Annotated in this window: 17 protein-coding genes, 1 pseudogene and 1 riboswitch; of the genes and pseudogenes, 15 read left to right on the top strand and 3 right to left on the bottom strand. The window is 46.2% G+C overall.

Annotated features, from left to right (window positions below):
- The first annotated feature begins 7 nt into the window (after nt 1-7).
- From BV455_RS02320 to BV455_RS02305, 4 genes are all read left to right on the top strand, one after another.
- Nucleotides 8-916: an ABC transporter permease gene (locus BV455_RS02320; protein ID WP_017436182.1), complete on the top strand. Its 909-nt coding sequence runs from the start codon at nt 8-10 to the stop codon at nt 914-916.
- Nucleotides 917-930: 14 nt separating this feature from the next.
- Nucleotides 931-2,718 (top strand): oligopeptide ABC transporter substrate-binding protein, encoded by a 1,788-nt coding sequence (gene opp4A / locus BV455_RS02315; RefSeq protein WP_017436181.1) that lies wholly within the window; start codon nt 931-933, stop codon nt 2,716-2,718.
- Nucleotides 2,719-2,828: 110 nt separating this feature from the next.
- Nucleotides 2,829-2,933, top strand: a riboswitch (SAM riboswitch).
- A 77-nt stretch (nt 2,934-3,010) separates the two neighbouring features.
- Entirely contained in the window at nt 3,011-3,343 is a 333-nt protein-coding gene (locus BV455_RS02310) for a hypothetical protein (RefSeq protein WP_017436180.1), read from the top strand.
- 28 nt (nt 3,344-3,371) lie between these two features.
- Nucleotides 3,372-3,755 (top strand): VOC family protein, encoded by a 384-nt coding sequence (locus tag BV455_RS02305; RefSeq protein WP_017436179.1) that lies wholly within the window; start codon nt 3,372-3,374, stop codon nt 3,753-3,755.
- Nucleotides 3,756-3,796: 41 nt separating this feature from the next.
- Here BV455_RS02305 and BV455_RS02300 read toward each other — a convergent pair whose 3' ends face one another.
- Nucleotides 3,797-4,840, bottom strand: a complete 1,044-nt coding sequence (locus BV455_RS02300) for an AbrB family transcriptional regulator (protein ID WP_061578835.1) — start codon at nt 4,838-4,840, stop codon at nt 3,797-3,799.
- A 114-nt stretch (nt 4,841-4,954) separates the two neighbouring features.
- On the opposite strand from BV455_RS02300, the gene BV455_RS02295 reads away from it, so the two are divergent.
- On the top strand, nt 4,955-5,437 hold the full coding sequence (locus BV455_RS02295; protein ID WP_218687724.1) for a PaaI family thioesterase: 483 nt from the start codon (nt 4,955-4,957) through the stop codon (nt 5,435-5,437).
- 43 nt (nt 5,438-5,480) lie between these two features.
- On the opposite strand, the gene BV455_RS02290 is transcribed toward BV455_RS02295, so the two are convergent.
- A complete protein-coding gene (locus tag BV455_RS02290) occupies nt 5,481-5,897 on the bottom strand; it encodes a PaaI family thioesterase (RefSeq protein ID WP_061578834.1) in 417 nt (138 codons plus the stop codon).
- A 94-nt stretch (nt 5,898-5,991) separates the two neighbouring features.
- On the opposite strand from BV455_RS02290, the gene BV455_RS02285 reads away from it, so the two are divergent.
- The 9 genes and pseudogenes from BV455_RS02285 (at nt 5,992) to BV455_RS02245 (ending at nt 15,347) form a co-directional block, all read left to right on the top strand.
- A complete protein-coding gene (locus BV455_RS02285; RefSeq protein WP_218687723.1) occupies nt 5,992-6,135 on the top strand; it encodes a hypothetical protein in 144 nt (47 codons plus the stop codon).
- 145 nt (nt 6,136-6,280) lie between these two features.
- Nucleotides 6,281-7,258, top strand: a complete 978-nt coding sequence (gene hutG, locus BV455_RS02280; protein WP_218687722.1) for a formimidoylglutamase — start codon at nt 6,281-6,283, stop codon at nt 7,256-7,258.
- Between the two features lie 5 nt (nt 7,259-7,263).
- Nucleotides 7,264-7,422: pseudogene (locus BV455_RS02275) on the top strand (AraC family transcriptional regulator); the annotation flags it as partial.
- Between the two features lie 108 nt (nt 7,423-7,530).
- Entirely contained in the window at nt 7,531-8,127 is a 597-nt protein-coding gene (locus BV455_RS02270; protein WP_218687721.1) for an IS607 family transposase, read from the top strand.
- Nucleotides 8,128-9,327 carry an RNA-guided endonuclease InsQ/TnpB family protein gene (locus BV455_RS02265; RefSeq protein ID WP_218687720.1) on the top strand — a complete coding sequence of 400 codons (1,200 nt, stop codon included), beginning with the start codon at nt 8,128-8,130 and terminating at the stop codon, nt 9,325-9,327. It begins immediately after the preceding gene.
- 74 nt (nt 9,328-9,401) lie between these two features.
- Nucleotides 9,402-10,712 (top strand): helix-turn-helix transcriptional regulator, encoded by a 1,311-nt coding sequence (locus BV455_RS02260; RefSeq protein WP_245005351.1) that lies wholly within the window; start codon nt 9,402-9,404, stop codon nt 10,710-10,712.
- A gap of 262 nt (nt 10,713-10,974) precedes the next feature.
- On the top strand, nt 10,975-12,633 hold the full coding sequence (hutU, locus tag BV455_RS02255) for a urocanate hydratase (protein WP_218687719.1): 1,659 nt from the start codon (nt 10,975-10,977) through the stop codon (nt 12,631-12,633).
- Between the two features lie 18 nt (nt 12,634-12,651).
- A complete protein-coding gene (gene hutI, locus BV455_RS02250) occupies nt 12,652-13,926 on the top strand; it encodes an imidazolonepropionase (RefSeq protein ID WP_042410285.1) in 1,275 nt (424 codons plus the stop codon).
- Nucleotides 13,927-14,018: 92 nt separating this feature from the next.
- Complete coding sequence (locus BV455_RS02245) at nt 14,019-15,347, top strand: YjiH family protein (RefSeq protein WP_218687718.1); 1,329 nt, start codon at nt 14,019-14,021, stop codon at nt 15,345-15,347.
- Nucleotides 15,348-15,401: 54 nt separating this feature from the next.
- Here the strand turns inward: BV455_RS02245 and mscL are convergent, their stop codons facing one another.
- Nucleotides 15,402-15,797 (bottom strand): large conductance mechanosensitive channel protein MscL, encoded by a 396-nt coding sequence (gene mscL / locus BV455_RS02240; protein ID WP_017436170.1) that lies wholly within the window; start codon nt 15,795-15,797, stop codon nt 15,402-15,404.
- A gap of 179 nt (nt 15,798-15,976) precedes the next feature.
- On the opposite strand from mscL, the gene BV455_RS02235 reads away from it, so the two are divergent.
- The gene (locus BV455_RS02235; RefSeq protein ID WP_218687717.1) at nt 15,977-17,203 is read left to right on the top strand and encodes a YeeE/YedE family protein; all 1,227 of its coding nucleotides are present in this window, start codon (nt 15,977-15,979) and stop codon (nt 17,201-17,203) included.
- Nucleotides 17,204-17,444 lie beyond the last annotated feature (241 nt).

The following is a 17,444-nucleotide window of genomic DNA, read 5'->3' as shown; positions in this document are numbered from 1 at the left end:
CACAATGATGAAAGCAGAACTAGGCGATCCGCAATCTATTCATACGCCAAATGAAAAAAGCCCTTCAAGCCTCTCGATTATGTGGCGTGAGTTAGTGAAGGACAAGTTAGCTCTCGGTTCTCTCATTCTTCTTTCCTTGATTTTGATTGTTGTATATGGTGCTTCGTTATTATTAGACCAAGATGAAATTGTCAAAGTGGACTTATTATCCATTTACTCTCCACCGTCTGCAGAGCATTGGCTTGGTACGGATTATGGAGGCAGGGATATTTTCGGACAGCTTATCATCGGTGCAAGAAACTCATTTACCATTGGTTTGGCGATTACGCTGATCACCGGTTTGATTGGGCTTACCGTTGGCCTGATTGCCGGATATTTTGGGGGAGTTATTGATAATATTATCATGCGTATTATCGATTTTATCCTGGTGTTGCCATTTTTAATGCTAGTAATCGTATTTGTGGCGATTGTGCCTAAATATAATATTTTCACGTTTATTCTGATTATGAGTGCCTTTTTATGGACAGGGAAGGCGCGGCTTATTCGGGCGAAAACGCTGGCAGAGAGGGAATTGGACTACGTCAGTGCATCGAAAACGCTCGGTACGCCGGATTGGAAAATTATTGTCTTTCAAATTTTACCTAACTTAAGTTCGATCATTATCGTCAACTTGACATTAAACCTTGCCGGGAATATTGGAATTGAATCAGGTTTAAGCTATTTAGGGTTTGGACTGCCGGAAAGCACGCCAAGTCTAGGGACGCTGGTCAGCTATGCGATGAATCCGGATGTTTTGCAAAACAAATGGTGGGTATGGTTACCAGCATCATTGCTTATTTTAGTAATGATGTTGTGTATAAACTTTATCGGCCAAGCGTTAAAACGCGCGGCGGATGCAAGACAACGATTAGGATAAAGGGGGAGAAAAAAGTGAGAAAAACATGGCAATGGAGGTTTTTGGTAGTGCTCGTCGTTCTTTTGCTAGGATTAACGGCGTGCAGCAGCAACTCCACAGGCAACAACAAAGACAACAAGAATAAACCAACGGCACAAAAGGAAGACATTAACAAATTCCCAATGACCGTCAAAAATGATGGGAAAATCGTAGATGGTGTATTAAAATACGGATTAGTATCCGATACACCATTTGAAGGAACGTTGAACTACGCGTTATATACAGGAACATACGATTCGGAAATTTTGCAATTTTTCGATGAATCACTCTTCCGTACAAACGGAGACTATGAAATTACGAACGACGGTGCGGCGACATACCAACTTTCTGCTGACAAAAAAACGATGACGATCAAAATTAAAGATAATGTCAGATGGCATGACGGCGAACCGGTCAAAGCGGAAGATTTAGAATATGCCTACTTAGTCATCGGCAATAAAGATTATACGGGCGTCCGCTACGGAGATGCGCTCATCCAGGATATCGTCGGCATGGACGAATACCATAGCGGGAAAGCGGATAAAATTTCCGGAATTAAAGTCATTGACGACAAAACATTAACCATTACATGGAAACATGCCAATCCATCTGTACTAACAGGCATTTGGGCATATCCGCTTCCGAAACATTATTTAAAAGATGTGCCGATTAAAGATTTGGCGAAATCGGATAAGATCCGCAAACATCCAATTGGCTTTGGTCCATTTAAAGTGAAAAAGATCGTTCCAGGCGAATCGGTTGAATTTGTTCGCAACGACGATTACTGGGCCGGAAAGCCGAACTTAAAAGGTGTTATCTTGAAGGTAGTCAGCCCGCAAGTTGTGCTGCAGGCGCTTAAAAAAGGAGAAATTGACATTGCCGAATTCCCGACAGATCAATATGTCAGCGCGAAAGGGACAAAAAACATTCAATTTGTTGGTAAAATTGATTTAGCTTACAATTACATTGGGTTTAAACTTGGCCATTGGGATGCGAAAAAGCAAGAAAACGTGATGGATAATCCGAAGTTCCAAAACAAAAAGCTTCGTCAGGCGATGGCGTATGCGATTAATAACAAGGAAGTGGCAGACAGACTATATCACGGCTTGCGCTTCCCGGCGACAACGTTAATTCCGCCATCTTTCCCTGGATATCATGACAAAAACGCAAAAGGGTACACGTATGATCCAGAAAAGGCGAAAAAATTGCTGGATGAAGCCGGATATAAAGATGTCGACGGCGACGGCTTCCGTGAAGATCCAAACGGCAAGAAGTTTACGATTAACTTCCTGTCAATGAGCGGCGGGGATATTGCCGAACCGCTGGCGAAATTTTACATGCAATGCTGGAAAGACGTCGGTTTGAATGTGCAACTGGTTGATGGCCGCTTGGCGGAATTCAACTCGTTCTATGACATGGTTGAAAAAGATAACCCGAAAGTCGATGTGTTCGCCGCAGCATGGTACACAGGAACCGATGTGGACCCGTATGGATTATATGGCCGCAACGTCATGTTCAACTACTCTCGTTGGGTAAACGAGAAAAATGATGAATTATTAGAAAAAGGCCATTCCGAGCAAGCGTTTGATAAAGAATACCGCAAGAAAATTTACAACGAATGGCAAGCGTTAATGAATGAAGAAGTACCTGTCATCCCGACGCTATACCGCTCGATTATTTATGCGGTAAACAATCGCGTGAAAAACTTTACGGTTGACCCTAGTTCGAAATTGACATGGAAAGACGTCGCTGTTACTTCGGAGCAGCCGGAAGTAGCGCAATAATAAATCGGAAAGAAGGAGATTCCTTTGCTCTCCTTCTTTCCCTTGTAAAAAAACAAAAAATGATTGTCATCATTAAGATACCGTGGTAAGATAGAGGAAAATTACATACAGTCTTATCAAGAGTGGACGAGAGACCGGGCTCGATGACTCCACAGCAACCTGCGTTTTGCAAGGTGCTCCTACCCGCAAAGCGGTTTCGCTTTGGATGATAAGAGCGGCTGACCCCTTTCGCATCATTCATAGCGAAAGGGGTTTTTATGTACAAAACAAAGAAGGAGGTAGGGAATGCCGAGTGAGGGAAGAAGATTCGCTTCGCAGCTATATGGCGGCTCACTTAACGGCAACGTCGTTTGCTTCCCATGTCGCCCGTTGTGTCCAAAAACAGCTTTTGCAGTTTGACAGACAGGCAGCGATTCATTTTGATTGCAGCCAAAATGTTTTCCATCTATACGGATACACGCAAGGGAAGATGTTTTCGCTTCTTCTGACGTTTGCAGAAGTGGAAGAATGGAAAGCCGCTGGTCCTTATGCGCTTGACCGCTATATTTTTGGCCAACTGGCGGCAAAAGGAATTTCATTGGTACATATGACCCCATATTTGCGGGCCGTATTTTCGCAAGTTTAAAAAGGTGATAGAAAGGGAGAGAACAAAAATGGCAGTAAAAAAATTTGAACATGTCGGCATTCAAGTAAAAGACATCGAAGCATCGAAAAAGTTTTATCAAGAGGTAGTCGGTTTGGAATTGCTAAGTGAAATGACCCATACAAACGGTTCGATGAAGCTGTCGTTTTTAGGATTGGATGGCTCGGTCATTGTCGAATTGATCGAGGGGTATAATCCGAATTTGCCGACGGAAGGAAAAGTGCATCACGTCGCCTTTACCGTTGAAGGAATTGAACAAGAAAAAGAACGGCTGCAGTCCCTCGGAGTTTCGCTTGTATGGGAAGAAATTACGACGCTGCCAAACGGGGCAAAATATTTGTTTTTCCTTGGACCAGATGGAGAATGGATCGAATTTTACGAACCAGCCAAGTAAAAATGAACCGCTCTGTTATAGCTTTGAACAGAGCGGTTTTTTCATGACGTTTCGGCGATATACGGGAATTTTCGAAATACCCATTTCAACACGTTCGGTACGACGATAATGACAAGAAGAAAACGCACAAATTGTAAGGAGCTGACAATTGCCGGATCTCCTCCGACCGTTTGCGCCGTTAATGCCATTTCCACCAGTCCGCCTGGGGCGAGGCTCAACAGCGCAGTCGACAGCGGAAGATCCGTTAATTTCGCAAATACATAGCCGCATCCGAACGATAGAGCAATTAATACCAGAGCAAGCAAGAAATATACCCAGCTAAATTTCCCGCCAAGCTTAATATCTTCTAACGTAATGCGGTTGCCCATGTTCATTCCGACGCTAATTTGCGCCAAAATAATCAACCATGCAGGCAGTGACGGTAAGTTTACCCCGGCCACATGCATCCCTGCCGTTACGGCAAGCGGTCCAACGACGTATGCCGCCGGAATGATGTTTCGTAAAAGAAGAGCGCCGAAAATGCTTAACAAAAACCAAGCGTAATGACCATCGGAAGAAGCAGCTGCCGCCTGAGCGGCTGTGCTTCCTGACGACGCATCTCCGCTCAGCCAATGGACAACGACCGTTGGCACAAGAAAAACGACCGTTAACAAACGAATCGTTTGAAAAATCGTCACTAAAGCAGTATTGGCGTTTAACGATTCACTGGCAGCCACCATTTCCGACAGCCCGCCCGGAACCGATGCAAACACGCTTGTCACTTTATCAATATGTGTCCATTTTGTCACTGCGATGCTGTTCATAATATTGATCACAATCAACAATACAGCGACAGCGAGAAACGGAACAATATATGGGGCAATTGTCAACAGCGTCTCTTTTGTAAACGACAGTCCAAAGTAGGTGCCTAATACAATCAATCCGCTATTGGACAACGCCTTTGGCGCCGCTATTTGGCGCTTGATGACCGTTTTCCAAACAAGCATTCCGGTAATGGCCCCGAGCATCCAAGGAATAGGGGAATGGAGATGATAAAACAGCAAACCGGTCAGTCCTGCGACGATATATGTTTCAAGCACTTTCATTGCTGTAATCACTTCCATTCTCTGTAAAACTATTACTATTGTAAAGGAAAATAAAAGGAAAAGGAAGCGATATGCTCATGTGATATACTAAAAAGGAAAGGGGTGGGAGAAACCATGGAAGAACAAGTAAAACATGCGATTCAAGACGAATACCCAGAGGAATTTGCCTGGTGCTACGGATGCGGGCGGATGAATGAGCACGGCCACCATTTTCGCACTGGGTGGCAAGGGGAAAAAACGGTCACGATTTATACGCCGCGTCCTGAGCATATCGCCATTCCCGGCTTCGTGTATGGCGGATTGATCGCCTCGCTGATCGACTGCCACGGAACAGGTTCGGCCGCGCTGGCGCTGCATCGCAAAAACGGTCATGAACCTGGTGACGGCGAGGCTCCGCCGCGTTTTGTCACCGCTTCGCTGAAGGTGGAGTTTGTCAAGCCGACGCCGCACGGGGTGCCGCTTAGGGCGGTAGGAACCGTCGAAGAAATTCATCCGAAAAAGTGGAAAGTAGATACGGAAGTATTCGCCGATGGAGAACTTTGCGCGCGCGGCGAAGTTGTGGCGGTCGTGATGCCGAAGACGTTTGGACAAAAATAACGCATCCATTCGCAAACAAAAAGCAGGAGGTCATCCTGCTTTTTTACCGCTTTGGCATGATCATCACCGAGGAAACGGCGCTTGCCACTTCTTTGCCGTTTTGCGTTAAGACGGCGGTCAGATAGGAAACGGTGCGCCCAAACTTTTCCACTTTCGCTTCGACTTCCACTTCGCCGACAACAGTCGGGCGGTGGAACGTCGTATGTAGATTGATCGAAGCAAATGTTTGATCCTCATGAAGCAACGTCGTAATCGCATACGCCATCATAATATCGGCCGCCGCACTGACAAATCCCCCCATAATGACACCGTTGCCGTTTAGCAAATGCTCCCCGATCGTCCATTTTCCTTTCGCATATCCTTCGCCAGTTTCCACTAATTGAACGCCAAGCGACGTATCACAGGCTGGCGGCGCGCTTTTTCCCGCAATGACTTCATGCAAGTTGACGGTTTTTGACATAACTACAACCCTTTCATTAAAAATGGTAAGATCTCATATTACCTTATTCGCGGAAATGAGAAGATTTCCTTTTTTATAGGGAAGGGGTTGCGTAATGTTAGTGAATAACCAATTTACACGTCTTAATCCCGTTTTCATTGCAGAATGGCGCGGTGCAATTTCGGCAAATGGCAAAACAGAAAAGGGATGGAGATCGCCAGTGAAAAAAGCTCCTGTATTTTTGTATGAAGCACATTAAAAATAGGCGGCAAAACGAGGAGGAAATAAAGGAAGCAGGAGAGAAAGAGGAAGAAGGGACATCATTTACGTGGTAAAGGGTCATATTCCGATATAGATGAGTCGTACAGAGCATATAGCACATATAGCAGGGAGGTTCGCGTTTTATGTACAAACAGCCGGACAAGGAGAGATGGACGGGTCGGATCGACAGTGAAAGCGAGGAAAAAAGTTTTCGCGTCCATCAAAAGATTCGTCTGCTTGATATGAGGCAAATACAGGCGCAGGCAGAAAACGCCTTTGCTTTATTAGGCTTCCAATGCGATGAAGGGGTCCGCCGCAACCAAGGGCGCCAAGGAGCGTATCACGCGCCGGTGGAAGTGAAAAAAGCGCTGGCGAACTTGCCGTGGCACCTGCCGTCTGACGCAACACTTTACGATGCGGGCGAAATTGCTTGTGACGGGGAAGAGCTGGAAAACAGCCAGAAACATTTGGGGCAAGCGATAGAACGGCTTATCCGCCATCGCATCACGCCGGTTGTCATCGGCGGCGGACATGAGACCGCGTACGGGCATTATCTCGGCGTGCGGCAGGCGGTCGGTCCGGAAACGAAGCTTGGCATTATCAACATCGACGCCCACTTTGACATGCGCCCATATGAACAAGGGCCGTCATCGGGAACGATGTTTCGCCAAATATTAGATGAAGATGAAAACGCGGGATACTGCTGCCTTGGCATTCAGACGCTAGGCAACACAGCGGCGTTATTTGAAACCGCGAAGCGATACGGATGCACGTACATGCTCGAGGAAGAATTGACGTTGGAAGAATTAGAACGCGCGTATGAGTTCATTGATGATTTTATCAAAAACTATGATGTGTTGGTGCTGACGCTTTGCATGGATGTATTGAGTGCAAGCGCGGCGCCGGGAGTGAGCGCGCCCTCGCCGTTCGGGCTTGACCCGAAAATCGTCCGCGCCCTGCTTCGTTATATTATTTCCAAGCCGCAAACGATCAGTTTCGATATTTGTGAAGTGAATCCGTTGGTTGATGAAAATCGAAAAACGATTGCGTTAGCAGCCGCCTTCTGCATGGAAGCGCTCGTTCATTTCCATCGCCGCCAGCGGGCGGCGACAGGTCGGTGAAGCCGATGAAACTATTGATTGCGGAGCGGGATGAAAACGAGAGCGCGGCGATCCGCTGGCTTGTTTCCGCCTATTCGCTGCCCATTTATCGCGTTTACACTGCCAATACCGTCGAGAAGACAATGAGGATATTAGAAAAGGAAACACCGGAGCTGCTATATATAGTCTGATAAAATATTAAAATTGATATAAAATATTAAAATTTTTTAATAAAATATGTTTATTTTATTGTTGATATTTGCTACATTTTTGTATGAAAGGAGGTGCATAAATTGAAAGCAAATGAAGTTTTGAAACTACTTCGAATAACAAGACAAACATTAACTAAATATGTAAAAGATGGAATTATTAAAGTGAAAGTTCTTCCTAATGGAAGATATGATTATGATGAAGATAGTGTTTATTCATTATTGCTTGATGGTGTAGAAAGAAAAACATATATATACGCAAGGGTATCCACGCCTAAACAAAAGAAAGATTTAGAAAATCAAATAGAGTTGTTGAAACAATTTTGTTTTTCTAAAGGATACAAAATTCATGGGGTGTTTGCTGATGTGGCAAGTGGAATTTCTTTTGAAAAACGAAAAGATTTTTTTAAGATGTTAGATGATATTATTGACAGAAAAGTTGAAAGAGTGGTTATTACATATAAAGATAGATTAAGTCGTGTTGGTTTTGATTTGTTTGAATATTTGTTTAAAAAATTTAATACTGAAATTGTTGTGATGTCTGAAATTGGTAGTGAAAAATTAGATTCTCAAGAAATATTTGAAGAAATAGTAAGTTTATTGCATTGTTATTCGATGAAATTGTATTCATCACGAAAGAAAAAGAAAATTCAAGAGCTTATAGAAAGAGAGGTGAAATAATTGTTTATCACAAGAGTAGAACAACATCAAATCAAACAAACACATTTATTATGGAAGATGTGTGACGACTTATGTTTTAAATCAAAGAATTTATACAATTATGCTAATTATATTGTTAGACAAGAGTTTATAAATAACAATGAATGGATTCGTTACAATTCATTAGATAAAATGTTAAAACACGAAGAAGTTTATAAAGAGTTACCTTCTCAAACATCCCAGCAAATCTTACGGTTGTTAGATAGAAATTGGAAATCATTCTTTCAAGCCATTAAGGATTGGAGTAAGAATAAAGAAAAATATTTAGGCAAACCAAAACTGCCGAAATATAAAAAGAAAAATGGGCGTAATATTGTCATCTTTACAAATCAGCAATGCAAAATTAAAGATGGATATATTAAATTTCCTAAAACCGATTTAAAGTTAAAGACAAAAGTTACAGAAGGTTTACAACAAGTGCGAATTGTACCAAAGGGAAGTATTTACATAATTGAAGTTGTTTATAAAAAAGAAATTCCAGATATAATTCGTGAAAGTAATCGTGTTGTAGGTATTGATTTAGGATTAGATAACTTTGTAACTATGGTAAATAACATCGGTGAAACACCGATTGTTATTAATGGCAAAGGTATCAAATCCATAAATCAATACTACAACAAACAATTATCATATTTTAAAAGCATTTTAAAGAAACAAAATGGACTAGATCGGAGTAAAAGATTAGAAAAATTAACATTAAAACGAAATAATAAGATTAAAGATTTCATGCACAAAGCAAGTAGATATGTTGTAAATTGGTGTGTTAAGCATAATATCGATACGGTTATTATTGGTAAAAATGACAATTGGAAACAAGAAATTAATTTAGGGAAACGATTAAATCAATCATTTGTACAAATTCCTTATGATATGTTTATTCATCAGTTGCAATACAAATGTGAAGAAGTTGGAATCAAGATTGTATTAACAGATGAATTATATACAAGTGGAACATCATTCTTGGATGGAGAAGCTCCAACCAAAGAAAATTATAATAAAAGTAGAAGAATTAAAAGAGGTTTGTTTAGAAGTAATAAAGGAATTTTAATTAATGCAGATGTAAATGGGGCTTATCAGATTATTAAGAAAGTATCTCCAAATGCGTTTGCAAATGGAGTAGAGGGTGTGGGGTTACACCCTGTTAAGCTCAATGTGGCTTAACAAAGAATAATGCTTAATAAAAGATTTTAATATGTTTGAATGAATTAAACATTATTCATAACCTCGAATTGGACATGGTTTCCCATGACGATTGGAAGGAAATGGCGAAATACGTGCGAATGTTTTGCCAAAAAACGATTGCTGTTACGGCCGAGGCAACGTTTGCCCGATCGAAACAGGCGATTGAATGGCAATGTGTCGATTTGTTCGTCAAACCGCTCGAGCCAGTCAAGCTGAAGCAGTGCCTTCAAAAAGCGGCGTCTTCCTTCGTCCGCCAAGAACGCCTCGATCCGATCCATTCCAACGATGCGGAACGCTATTCGTACCGTTCGCTCTTTTCTGAAGAAGTGGAAGCGGCAGATGTGGCGCTGCTGCTCCTGCAAACAGAAAATCCAAATAAATGGCGGGACATTGTTTCCTTTTTAACGCATTACCCGTTTCGTTATCCGCTTCGCGTGCTGCCGCTGTCGAATATGGTTGTCTGTTTGCTTTCCGGTGTATCGGGCGATATGAAAGAAGAGGCATGGAAACTGCTGCGCGACTGGGAGGCGGAGCACACGGAGCCGCTGGCAGTCGTCGTGCTGCCGCCTGGTGGCGGTAAAACGGTGCGTACTCAATATCAAACGGCGCGTCGCTTATTGGAAACGACGTTTTTTATCGGGTACCGGCAGGTGATTGCCCCCGCTCCTGAATATGAACGCTGGAAGGAGCTCGACCCGTTTTTAACGCCGGAAGAGCAGCGGCAATGGATTGACATGCTGCACCGGTTTGACAAGCAGGCCATCAAAACGTGGATGCATCGCGAATTTTTGCATATGCCGACGCCGTTTCCAAACCCGGAAATGGTGCGGACGAGGCTGACGAGCATATTGGCACAAATCCGCCGCTTTATGAAAACGTATCACCTTGACCGCGGCGAGACGGAACGCGGCTATATGCACATTTTTCATGAAATTTTATACAACCGCGTCTTATACCGCATTGTGCAGGAAATGCTTCTTTTTCTCTATAGGTTGCTCGATCGCGCGAAACAGGCGGAAGAGCAGGCGCGTACCGATGTCATCGAAAAAGGAATCCGCTATATAGAAGAACATTTTCGTAATCCCGATTTAACGCTTGGGAAAGTGGCCGCGGCTGTCGGAAGAAGCCCGGCGTATTACAGTCATTTGTTAATGAAAAAACGAGGCATTTCATTTCGCAAGCTGCTGACGCAAACAAGAATAAAAGAGGCAAAGCGCCTGCTTGCCCAGACGGAGCTGTCCATAAAAGAGATTGCCCATCAAACCGGCTTTCGCACCTCGCACTATTTTATCCGTGTGTTCAAAGAAGAAATGAAGAGGACGCCAACCGAATACCGCGATGAACAGCGCAAAGAGCCGCAATGACGAGCGGTTCTTTTTTTGTAAATCGAAAAAAATAAAAAAAATCTAAAGAAAATGATGCAAAATGGCCATTTCATTTCACTATTGGGTATAAAATTCAAAAATTTATATACGATTTTAAAAATGGGATGCATATATTTGCGAACGGTTTCATTTTATAATTCTTGATAAATAAAAAGGAGAATGGCTAAGTAGGACTATAGTCATTCTGATGGCAAGCTGCCAGTTTTCTTGCTTAAAAAAGGAAAAAACGGAGGGGATCGCGATGGCAGCAAAACACCGGCCGGTGCAGGCATACACCGGCTCGACTTTGCATGCGAAAGGCTGGATTCAAGAGGCCGCGCTGCGAATGCTAAACAACAACCTAAATCCAGAGGTGGCCGAGCGCCCGGAAGATTTGGTCGTCTACGGCGGCATCGGCAAAGCGGCGCGCAATTGGGAGTGCTACGAGGCGATTGTCGAAACGCTATTAAACTTAGAAAACGATGAAACGCTGCTCATTCAGTCAGGAAAACCGGTCGCGGTGTTTAAAACGCACGCCGATGCGCCAAGGGTGTTAATTGCCAACTCGAACCTTGTGCCTGCTTGGGCGACGTGGGACCATTTCCATGAGCTCGATAAAAAAGGATTGATTATGTACGGGCAAATGACGGCAGGAAGCTGGATTTACATTGGCAGCCAAGGCATCGTGCAAGGCACGTACGAAACGTTTGCCGAGGTGGCGCGCCAGCACTATGGCGGCACGCTAAAAGGCACGATTACGGTGACGGCAGGTCTTGGCGGCATGGGTGGGGCGCAGCCGCTCGCCGTCACGTTAAACGGCGGCGTCTGCATTGCCGTCGAAGTGGACCGAGCCCGCATCCAGCGCCGCATTGACACGAAATATTTAGACACGATGACCGACAGACTCGATGCGGCGATCCAGATGGCGAAAAAGGCGAAGGAAGAAGGAAAGGCGCTATCGATCGGCCTGCTTGGCAACGCGGCGGAAGTGCTGCCGAAAATGATCGAAATCGGCTTTATTCCGGACGTGTTGACAGACCAGACGTCCGCCCACGATCCGCTTAACGGCTACATTCCGGCAGGCGTGACGCTCGAGGAAGCGGCTGAGCTGCGCCAGCGCGATCCGAAGCAATATATCCGCCGCGCCAAACAATCGATCGCCGAACATGTCAAAGCGATGCTCGCCATGCAGAAACAAGGCGCGGTGACATTCGATTACGGCAACAATATCCGTCAAGTGGCCAAAGATGAAGGGGTAGAGGATGCATTTTCGTTCCCGGGCTTTGTGCCTGCCTACATCCGTCCGCTCTTTTGCGAAGGGAAAGGGCCGTTCCGCTGGGTGGCGCTGTCAGGGGATCCGGAAGACATTTACAAAACCGATGAAGTCATTTTGCGCGAATTCAGCGACAACCAACATTTGTGCAACTGGATCCGCATGGCGCGGGAGAAAATCCAGTTTCAAGGGCTGCCGGCGCGCATCTGCTGGCTCGGCTACGGCGAACGGGCGAAATTTGGCAAAATCATTAACGACATGGTGGCGAAAGGCGAGCTGAAAGCACCGATCGTCATCGGCCGCGATCATTTGGATTCCGGTTCCGTCGCCTCGCCAAACCGCGAAACGGAAGGAATGAAAGACGGCAGCGACGCGATCGCCGACTGGCCGATTTTAAACGCGCTTCTTAACGCGGTCGGCGGTGCAAGCTGGGTATCGGTGCACCATGGCGGCGGCGTTGGCATGGGCTATTCGATTCATGCGGGAATGGTCATTGTCGCCGATGGCACGAAAGAAGCGGAAAAACGGCTCGAACGCGTCCTAACGACCGACCCGGGCCTTGGCGTTGTCCGCCATGCCGATGCCGGCTATGAACTCGCCATCCAAACGGCGAAGGAAAAAGGCATCCATATGCCGATGCTGAAATAAACGAAAGGAGGAAGGTGCATGCGCCCGTTGTTTATCCGCAACGCCAACCAGCTCGTGACGTTGGCCGGCAGCTCCACGGCCCCGCTCGTGAAGGAGAAAATGAACGAACTTTCTATCATTGAAAACGGCAGCGTCTGGGTAGAAGGCGGAAAAATTGCCGCTGTCGGAACGGATGAGGAGCTTTCGCGACGATTTCAAGAGCGGATCGCGGAAGCGGAGATCATCGATGCGACAGGGAAAACAGTGACGCCGGGGCTTGTTGATCCGCACACGCATTTCGTATACGCGGGAAGCCGCGAAAGCGAATTCGCGATGCGTCTTAGCGGGGCGACGTACATGGAAATTATGAACGCCGGCGGCGGCATTCACGCGACAACCAAAGCGACGCGGGAAGCATCAGAAGAAAGATTGTACGAAGAAAGCAAGCGGCGGCTCGATCAGTTTTTGCTTCACGGCGTCACGACGGTGGAGGCGAAAAGCGGCTATGGTTTGAGTCTTGAACACGAAGTCAAACAGCTGACGGTGGCGAAAAAGCTCGATGAAAACCATCCCGTCGATGTCGTGCGCACGTTTATGGGAGCGCATGCCGTGCCCGCCGAGTGGAAAGACAATCCCGACGGTTTTGTCCGTGTCATCGTCGAAGAGATGATTCCAAAAGTGAGCGAGCTCGGACTTGCCGAATTCAATGACGTCTTTTGCGAACGAGGCGTGTTCACTCCGGAACAAGCAAGAACCATTTTGGAAGCGGGAAAGGCGTACGGGCTGATGCCGAAAATTCACGCCGATGAAATCGAACCGTACGGCGGTGCGGAACTGGCCGCGGAAGTCGGGGCGGTTTCCGCCGACCATCTCCTGCGCGCTTCGGACGAAGGCATTCGCCGCATGGCAGAAAAAGGGGTAATTGCGGTGTTGCTGCCGGGCACGGCGTTTTTCCTGATGACCAAGGCCGCCAACGCCCGCAAGATCATCGACGCCGGCGCGGCGGTCGCGCTTTCCACCGACTGCAATCCCGGCTCCTCGCCAACCGTATCGCTCCCGCTGATCATGAACCTCGGCTGCCTGCAGATGGGCATGACCCCTGCCGAAGCGCTGGCAGCCGTCACGATCAACGCTGCTCACGCGATCAACCGCGGCCGCGAAATCGGAAGCATTGAAGCCGAGAAAAAAGCCGATTTGGTCCTTTTCGACGTCCCGAATTATATGCAGCTCATCTACCATTACGGCATGAACCATACTGATACGGTGATTAAAAACGGACGGGTGGTGGTGAAAAGCGGGAGGCTTTGCTACTAGGCGTTGGCAATCAAAAGCACGTGTTGGCGCGCGTGCTTTTTAACCATAAAAAACTGAATTTTTAAACAAATGAAAGCGAGGTGGTGGGGAAAATGAAAGTAAATACAAGCAAACAGTCTTCGCTGCCGGTACAAACTTCCACTGGTCAGGCTTGGAAGTTTTTTGTTTACAGCGCGATTGGCATTTTCATGTTTTTCGTTCCCGTGCAAATCGGGAAGACGTCCTCGATTATGCTCGACCATATCGTCTCATGGATACGTATGCAGTTTCCGGCGCTTGTACCGTATTACGCGCTCATCGTGATTGCTTTAGGCGCTGTATATCCGTTTTACACTAAAACGTGGAACAAAGATGTGGTTGCGATCGTTTTTTCCTTGTTAAAACTATTAGGACTAATGGTAGCGGTAATGTTAATGTTTAAAACCGGGCCGTCGTGGCTGTTCAAACCGGACATGGGACCGTTTTTGTACGATAAACTCGTCATCTCCGTTGGTCTGTTAGTGCCGATCGGTTCCGTTTTCCTCGCCCTTTTAGTCGGATACGGGCTTTTGGAATTTGTCGGAGTGTGGATGCAGCCGGTGATGCGGCCAATTTGGAAAACGCCGGGACGCTCGGCGGTTGATGCTGTCGCGTCGTTCGTCGGAAGTTATTCGATTGGGCTGCTCATTACCAACAAAGTATTTAGAGAAGGAAAATACACGATTAAAGAAGCGGCCATAATTGCCACGGGTTTTTCGACCGTATCGGTGACGTTCATGGTCGTTGTGGCGAAAACATTGGGGCTGATGAACATCTGGAATACGTATTTTTGGGTGACGTTTTTTGTAACTTTTGTGGTTACGGCTATTACCGTCCGGTTATGGCCGCTAAGCAAAATGAGCGATGATTATTATGATGGCAAAGGTGACCCTGAGGAAAAAGTTACGGGAAACTACATGAAAGAAGCATGGTCGGAAGCGATGAAAGCGGTGCAGCACTCGAAAGGGCTTTGGGAGAATGTATGGGAAAACTTAAGAGATGGTTTTATCATGACGATGAGCATTTTGCCGTCGATTATGTCGGTCGGGCTGATTGGGCTGCTTCTTGCCGAATATACGCCTCTGTTTGACTGGTTTGGCTATCTTTTCTATCCGTTTACCCTGCTACTGCAAATTCCGGAGCCATTGCTTGCTGCCAAAGCATCAGCGATCGAGATTGCGGAAATGTTTTTGCCTGCCTTGCTTGTAACGGAAGCACCTCTTGTCACTAAATTCATCATCGCGGTCGTTTCGATTTCCGCCATTTTGTTCTTTTCCGCTGTTATTCCTTGCATTTTGGCAACGGAAATCCCGATCAGCATTCCAAAGCTATTAGTCATTTGGGCCGAGCGGACGATTTTGACGCTTATCATCACCACGCCGATAGCGTATGTGCTGCTATGAAGATAAAAAAGAGCCTGTCCATTCATCTCGGGCAGGCTCTTTCGTTTTATTCGCCTATTGCATTTCCCGCTGTTGTTTCAACAAATCGCGGATTTCCATCAACAGCTCTTCTTCCTTCGTTAAAGTCGGCGCTGTATCTTTGACTTCTTCTTCCTTTTTATTGAGCCGGTACAGCTTATTCAACACTTTGACGAAAACGAAGACCGAAAAGGAGATAATGAAAAAATCAACGACCGTTTGGATAAACATGCCGTATTTCACGACGGCCTTGCCGAATTTCCATGACAGCCCGCTAAAATCAATGCCGCCAAGCAATAAGCCGATCAGCGGCATCAGGATGTCATTGACGAGTGAAGAAACGATTTTGCCGAATGCTCCGCCGATAATGACCCCGACAGCCAAGTCGACGACATTTCCGCGCATGGCAAATTCTTTAAATTCTTTCCACATAATTCTCACCCTGTTTTTACAATATTGGTACAAAAAAATATAACATAGGGGGGTTCAAAAATGCCAGCTCCATGCGGCTGGTATAACTTAACATTAAACGGTGAAGCAAAAACATAGAAAATCAATCAGATTTATAGTATTATATAATGTGCTTAATTTTAGTAAAGGGGGAAGACAACTTGGATATTGCGGTGAAAAAACAAACGGACGTCAGTGTCAAGCAAGCAGCAAACGCTCCGAAAAATCCAACGTCGTGGATCATCGCCATTGCATCCATCGTGTTAATCGGAGGCGCGTTGTTTTTATATAGCCGTGTTTCCTGGCAGCAAGCGCTCCTTTACGTGTTAGGAGCGTTCGGGGGGTTTGTCTTGTACCAAGCGCACTTTGGCTTTACGTCTGCATGGCGCAAATTTATTTTATACCGCCAAGGCGAAGGCATTCGCGCGCAAATGATCCTGATGCTAGTGGCAAGCATTTTCTTCTTGCCGCTATTGTTGAAAGGAACCATCTTCGGCCATGCCGTGGCGGGCAATGTGCATGATGTCGGGATTTCCGTCATCGTCGGCGCGTTTATTTTCGGCATTGGCATGCAGCTTGGCGATGGCTGCGCATCGGGTACGCTGTACCATATCGGCGGAGGTGATACGAACGGCATTGTCACCTTAATCGGGTTTATCGCCGGTTCGGTCATTGCGACGACCCATTTTGATTTTTGGATGAACACGCCGCATCTGGCGCCGATTTCGCTGATCCACCAGTTTGGCGCGTTCGGCGGTTTTCTGCTTCAGCTCGCGCTGTTGGCGCTCGTTTATTACATCGTGACCGTCATCGAAAAACGCCGCCACGGCAAACTGATTTCGACGAAAATCGAAAATAAAAACGGCTGGAAAGTGATTTATAAAGGTCCATGGTCGCTTCTTGTCGGCGCGCTCTTGCTTGCTGTTATGAACGCTCTAGTATTAATGGTCAACGGCAAACCGTGGGGCATCACTTCCGCTTTCGCGCTTTGGGGAGCGAAATTCGTGCAGTTGTTTGGCGTTGATCCAACCGAGTGGGCATATTGGCAGGATCCGGCGAAGCTAAATGCGCTGAAAAGCCCATTGTATCAAGATACGACAACGGTCATGGACATCAGCTTAATGTTCGGAGCCTTGCTGGCGGCAGCGTTTGCCGGCCGCTACGCTAAACCGATCCAGTGGAGACGCCCGTCGCGCATGACGATCGGCGCCCTCATCGGCGGCCTGATGATGGGGTACGGCGCCCGCCTTGCCTTTGGCTGCAACATCGGCGCGTACTTCAGCGGCATCGCCTCCTTCAGCGTCCACGGCTGGATTTGGTTCGTATTCGCCTTCCTTGGCAGCCTTATCGGCGTCAAACTGCGTCCGTATTGTGCGTATAAAAGTTGAAGAAAGCGTTGGAAACGGGAAAGCCACAGGGCTTTCCTTTTTGATTGGTTGAATGTGCTGCAGGTGGGATGTTAACAATGAATACATTGTTATTCGCTGGCAATTCCGCCGGTTGGAAGCACGTCTAGCCATTTTTTCGCAATGATTTATCCATTGAGCAAAACCACTCCCTATGTTATCTTTTAGATAAGGAAATTATTTTTAACATCATTTTTTTATATACGGATCAATTTGTTAATAA

The organism is Parageobacillus caldoxylosilyticus (assembly GCF_019272935.1).
GTDB lineage: Bacteria > Bacillota > Bacilli > Bacillales > Anoxybacillaceae > Saccharococcus > Saccharococcus caldoxylosilyticus.
Note: the sequence above shows the minus strand (reverse complement) of the source record. Positions and strands in the feature narration are given on the sequence as shown.

Excerpts from the sequence above, each read along its gene's own strand:
- BV455_RS02300 (WP_061578835.1), bottom strand. The coding sequence starts at position 4,840 with ATGAAAGTGCTTGAAACATATATCGTCGCAGGACTGACCGGTTTGCTG.
- BV455_RS02245 (WP_218687718.1), top strand. The coding sequence starts at position 14,019 with ATGAAAGTAAATACAAGCAAACAGTCTTCGCTGCCGGTACAAACTTCC.
- hutI (WP_042410285.1), top strand. The coding sequence starts at position 12,652 with ATGCGCCCGTTGTTTATCCGCAACGCCAACCAGCTCGTGACGTTGGCC.
- mscL (WP_017436170.1), bottom strand. The coding sequence starts at position 15,797 with ATGTGGAAAGAATTTAAAGAATTTGCCATGCGCGGAAATGTCGTCGAC.
- BV455_RS02320 (WP_017436182.1), top strand. The coding sequence starts at position 8 with ATGAAAGCAGAACTAGGCGATCCGCAATCTATTCATACGCCAAATGAA.
- BV455_RS02290 (WP_061578834.1), bottom strand. The coding sequence starts at position 5,897 with ATGTCAAAAACCGTCAACTTGCATGAAGTCATTGCGGGAAAAAGCGCG.
- BV455_RS02295 (WP_218687724.1), top strand. The coding sequence starts at position 4,955 with ATGGAAGAACAAGTAAAACATGCGATTCAAGACGAATACCCAGAGGAA.
- BV455_RS02260 (WP_245005351.1), top strand. The coding sequence starts at position 9,402 with ATGGTTTCCCATGACGATTGGAAGGAAATGGCGAAATACGTGCGAATG.
- hutU (WP_218687719.1), top strand. The coding sequence starts at position 10,975 with ATGGCAGCAAAACACCGGCCGGTGCAGGCATACACCGGCTCGACTTTG.
- BV455_RS02285 (WP_218687723.1), top strand. The coding sequence starts at position 5,992 with ATGTTAGTGAATAACCAATTTACACGTCTTAATCCCGTTTTCATTGCA.
- BV455_RS02305 (WP_017436179.1), top strand. The coding sequence starts at position 3,372 with ATGGCAGTAAAAAAATTTGAACATGTCGGCATTCAAGTAAAAGACATC.
- hutG (WP_218687722.1), top strand. The coding sequence starts at position 6,281 with ATGTACAAACAGCCGGACAAGGAGAGATGGACGGGTCGGATCGACAGT.